This window comes from Parabacteroides sp. CH2-D42-20 (assembly GCF_003670185.1).
Taxonomy (GTDB): Bacteria; Bacteroidota; Bacteroidia; order Bacteroidales; family Tannerellaceae; genus Parabacteroides; species Parabacteroides distasonis.
Genome location: NZ_RAYG01000025.1, coordinates 1 through 4213, shown reverse-complemented (window position 1 = coordinate 4213; position 4213 = coordinate 1). Strand labels below are relative to the sequence as shown.

The 4213-nt window shown below is 38.9% G+C and carries 4 protein-coding genes, 2 tRNA genes and 1 pseudogene; 1 reads left to right on the top strand and 6 read right to left on the bottom strand.

The features are described from left to right. The 6 genes and pseudogenes from D7V92_RS15240 to D7V92_RS15210 all read right to left on the bottom strand — a co-directional run. Positions 1 to 447, bottom strand: a pseudogene (locus D7V92_RS15240) (hypothetical protein); the annotation flags it as partial. A 492-nt stretch (positions 448 to 939) separates the two neighbouring features. Beyond that, a tRNA-OTHER gene (locus D7V92_RS15230) sits at positions 940 to 1000 on the bottom strand. A 201-nt stretch (positions 1001 to 1201) separates the two neighbouring features. Further along, positions 1202 to 1654, bottom strand: a complete 453-nt coding sequence (locus D7V92_RS15225; RefSeq protein ID WP_233572858.1) for a site-specific DNA-methyltransferase — start codon at positions 1652 to 1654, stop codon at positions 1202 to 1204. A 52-nt stretch (positions 1655 to 1706) separates the two neighbouring features. Then, positions 1707 to 1883, bottom strand: coding sequence for a site-specific DNA-methyltransferase (locus D7V92_RS22270; RefSeq protein ID WP_199718911.1), 177 nt, complete (start codon positions 1881 to 1883; stop codon positions 1707 to 1709). A gap of 464 nt (positions 1884 to 2347) precedes the next feature. Beyond that, positions 2348 to 2419: transfer RNA gene (locus D7V92_RS15215), tRNA-Arg, on the bottom strand. Between the two features lie 6 nt (positions 2420 to 2425). Further along, positions 2426 to 2734 carry a hypothetical protein gene (locus D7V92_RS15210; protein ID WP_121773221.1) on the bottom strand — a complete coding sequence of 103 codons (309 nt, stop codon included), beginning with the start codon at positions 2732 to 2734 and terminating at the stop codon, positions 2426 to 2428. 348 nt (positions 2735 to 3082) lie between these two features. On the opposite strand from D7V92_RS15210, the gene D7V92_RS15200 reads away from it, so the two are divergent. Next, entirely contained in the window at positions 3083 to 3523 is a 441-nt protein-coding gene (locus D7V92_RS15200) for a hypothetical protein (protein WP_121773219.1), read from the top strand. The last annotated feature ends 690 nt before the right edge of the window (positions 3524 to 4213 follow it).

The window sequence follows — 4213 nt, the reverse complement described above, 5'->3', positions numbered from 1 at the left end:
GTAGCCGGACGAACCAATCTGGGCATAGTAGCCGGACGAACCAATCTGGGCATTGTTGCCGGACGAACCAATCTGGGCACCGTTGCCGGACGAATTATCCTTTATGCTTGTTTTCATTTTTTTAGGTGATGTGATCTCTTTTAGCCATTCGACTCCAAGATTGATCATGTCAGCCAATTTTAACTCTGCTTTTATTTTTATTTTCGAGGAGCAAATCTTTGTCCCTCTATCCTCCTTGGATATATTTCCGTCTTGCTCTACTTCGCAAAACCTAGAGTCTATCATAGTATAGTGATCAAAAACATCAAACGGGCTTTCGCAAGCGTGAAACCCTCTGCTACACACCTTGATCTCTCCATCCATCTCATATTCCTTGCCTATTTCATATTGAAAATCCCGGCATTTTAAATTTTTGTCAAATCCCTTGTAAGATTTTATAGCAGCCATTTTATTTATCGTTTATTAGTTCTACAATGTCTTTTCTTATCTCTATCAATTCTTCTTTGCTAAGTGTCTTTAATTCGTCTAGGATATCGTCCTTCTTGGATCGGTTAGGCCTTGAAGGGGCTTGTACCACGTACAACACCCCGAAATCATTTTTCTGACTCATAAGTCATTATTACGATTTGATTTATCACAACAAATACTGATACTATGCCAAATATCAGTAAATGGATATGAGAAGGTTTTTCATTCCATTCGAAGATTGCGACTATTGAGGCCAGTCCCAATATTGTAGCTAAGACCATCCTAAAAGTAAAGATGATAATGCTCTTTATGGCCCGGAATATCTTCCAGAACCATGCTTGGTTTCTCTTTATCATATATATTGTTGTTTTTAAAATTCGGAAGAAAGGCCTCATATCCTCACGGACGGAGACCTGCGTTGTAAATTGTGACTGATTTTCTGATTGAATAGCATCCGCTAGGGATGAAGCGTGCTCCCTGCCGGGCTTGAACCGGCGACCCTAAAGGCTCTAACCTACTGAGCTAAGGGAGCGTTTGCCGGGGAATCCCACCCCGGCACAGTTTAAGTAAAAACTAATATTCCTTCCTGCCTCACGGCGGTATTGTAAGGTCTTGGTAGCTTTATTACACATAAACATGTCAAACAGTGCAAATGGTTTCGTCCCGTCTCCGGTCTCGCTCCGGAACCTGCGAGTCTTTGGCTCTCTTGGCGGGATTGCTTAACTTTACGGTGCTAAACATAAAATAAATCGTTTTTCAATTCTTCCAGCCGCTTATTGGAAATATCATAATAGACCTTGTCTATTTCAAAACCGATAAAATTGCGCTTCAACTCTTCGCATGCTATTATCGTAGTTCCGCTGCCTAAAAAAGTATCAAGGACCGTATCCCCCTCACTGGAACTATTCAGTATCATTTTACGTACAAGCTCTAAAGGTTTCTGCGAGTTATGCAGCTTTTCTTTAGAGGTGAAGTTTATAGGTCTTATCCTCCAAACATCACGCTCGCTAGCGCTAAACTTTCGCCTTGCATTACCCTTGGAGGCGTATATGATAAATTCATGCGAAAAACGATAGTGCGATCCTGCTTTAATCCATTCATAGTCCCAAACAATCAAATTTCTAATGACAAAGTATTCTTGCATGATAGGATAGAGAAATGGATATGTGCGCCAATCTGTATTTATGTAGATATCAGACTCATCTTTTAAGACTCTTTTTAATTCTTTGAAATATGCGTCAAAAAAAAGGCCTTATGAGATTATTGTCACTCCAGCTTCCTTTTTTTCCGTTGCTTGTTGTTCCAATACAATATGGCGGATCTGTGACTACCAAATCAACGATGCCATCAGGAATGCGTCTCATTCCTTCCAAGCAGTCCTCATTGTATATTTTATTTAATTCGATTTCTTCCATATTCTTTTGTTTTAAATATTAGCTCCCCCACAACCTCCAACGGTTTCGAACCCGAATCATAGACGGGTGGGGGAGTATTTATCACTAACGTAAATCCGTAGTTCTCGGATTGACCGTCTTTCCGATCTGTCGTCATATGATTGTCTGTCCAATCTGTCATACGTTTGGCCGTATTAACCTCCTACTATATCTTAGATACGACCCGTAGAAAAAGTCGTATCATTTAGTACGATACGGTCTTCTTTACCAACCACCGCAAGGATACCCAGCTGGGATCGTACTTATTATATATACATTATTAATTGTATGTATAAATCCAATACCGGAACCGATTAAACTACATCGGGAGCAAGGACTATCGTCCATTCCTGTATTTTCACCTTACGCTTATCCCGTTTATATCTCGTATACCTTTTGATAGCCATAAGGATTTTTTCTCACTAAGTCAAAGAACTCTTTTTTAGTAGCCCCACCGGTAATCGAAACCGGATATCTCCTTTAGGGGAGGAGCGCTCTATCCGTTGAGCTATGGGGCCGAGGATTTATCTTTTTCTCTTTTTATCCTCTTTGCTTGACATCCATCGGATGTAAATCTCATCAGTCCGACTTAGTTCTTTCAGCCTTACTGTTGGATATTCAATCTTACCGGGACGGCATATTGGGCTTATTGCTCCCATTTTTCTCCATCTTAATACATTGGCTTTACCATAAAGAGCTTCTGCTTTCCTTTGGGAAATGTAAGCTGGATCATCTTTATCCTCTTTGGCGAAGGTGTTTATCTTCGCCGCTAAGTCACGAATGAAGTCGCTATAGGACACGGATCTATCAGGAAATGTTATCTCGGCTATCATGATGGATTACTTTTAATTTCTACACCTCTATACCTTTCCCTCGCAATCTTCCTTATCAAGAAGGAGTTGTCGGAGTTCGTGATGCCTTTTAGGGCGTGCCTTATACATGGTTCGGACAGCCCCGTGTCCTTGGCTAGCTTTCTTATTGTCCCATACGGGACTACAATTTCATTGAATCTCATGCTTATTATATCTTAAATGTTTATATTTGCATACTAACCCGAAATGTTTCGGGTTGAAAACGTGTTTTGTTCTTAACACGATGTAAAAGTAAGTCTAATTGGATTAACAACAAAATAAAATAACACAATTCTAGTCTGTATAGACTATGTTATAAAACATAAAAATATGGAAGATTCAGTAAAACAAAGACTTAGGGGTTTCTTGAAAGAGCAAAACATGTCTATTAATCAAATAAGTTTGAATGCAAATTATCCTCAATCAACCTTGAATAAGCAAATTAACAAAGAGACTTCGATGTCGTTGTCTACTCTGTTAGTCTTATTAGACTTGTTTTCAGAATTATCGGCAGAATGGCTTTTACGAGGCGAAGGTAGTATGTTAAAGACTGTAACTTCAAATGATACGTCAGCCTCTTCGGATGATAAAGTAAAAGATGTCGCTTATTGGAAACACGTGGCTCTTTCCATGAGTGAGGAGGTGACAGAGAAGAAAGATCGTATTAAAGAATTGGAAAGAGAACTTCAGCGATTAGGTGATGAGTTGGATCAACGTTTATTAAAGGAGGAGAGAAGGGGAGCATCTGGCAAGGCTTCCAAGACTGCCTAGGTAAAAGACATAGATCGTGTTGTATAACATGTAAAAGATCGCATCATATAGGATCGTTTTCGTGTTATAATAAGACAATTCATCATGTTAGTCTAATGAAACAAAAAACAAGTTCTTTGTCGGATCTAATCCACCCGATAGAGATATCTGCTGATGAGCAGGAAGAAGTTAAGGTTTATCCTTATGGAAAGTTGGTTCCATATCGAAGGGTAGGGAATAAGGTGTATGTGCGTTATATAAGAATATAGCACATAGTTTTTTTGAAAGAGGCCGTTAATGCGGTCTTTTTTTATGCTTATATATTATATGTACGCGCACGAGGAAACATATGGATTTTTTAGTATATTGCGAAGCGTTTGAAAATGACGGTATGTGCTGTGGTTGATTTTAACTGTTCCAATGACTTACTTTTAAGCTTTTCGGCAGTTATTGAAGTGTCAAAAATTAAACCTAAATGTTTGTATATTGTTTTACCTTTTTTGCTAAACATCTGATAGTCATATATAGAATTACTGCGGCGCAAGCGGCTCTAGAAGACTAATCAAGGGGTTGATTTTTAATAGTTTAAGCACACGATAGACAGGAGGGTGGATTGAGTGATCAATCTACCCTCTATTTTTTTATAGTCATATGGTATAATCTTATATATCAGGATATTGAAGTGGTGGGGAAGGCAACAAAACGACTAGT

Excerpts from the sequence above, each read along its gene's own strand:
- D7V92_RS15200 (WP_121773219.1), top strand. The coding sequence starts at position 3,083 with ATGGAAGATTCAGTAAAACAAAGACTTAGGGGTTTCTTGAAAGAGCAA.
- D7V92_RS15210 (WP_121773221.1), bottom strand. The coding sequence starts at position 2,734 with ATGATAGCCGAGATAACATTTCCTGATAGATCCGTGTCCTATAGCGAC.
- D7V92_RS22270 (WP_199718911.1), bottom strand. The coding sequence starts at position 1,883 with ATGGAAGAAATCGAATTAAATAAAATATACAATGAGGACTGCTTGGAA.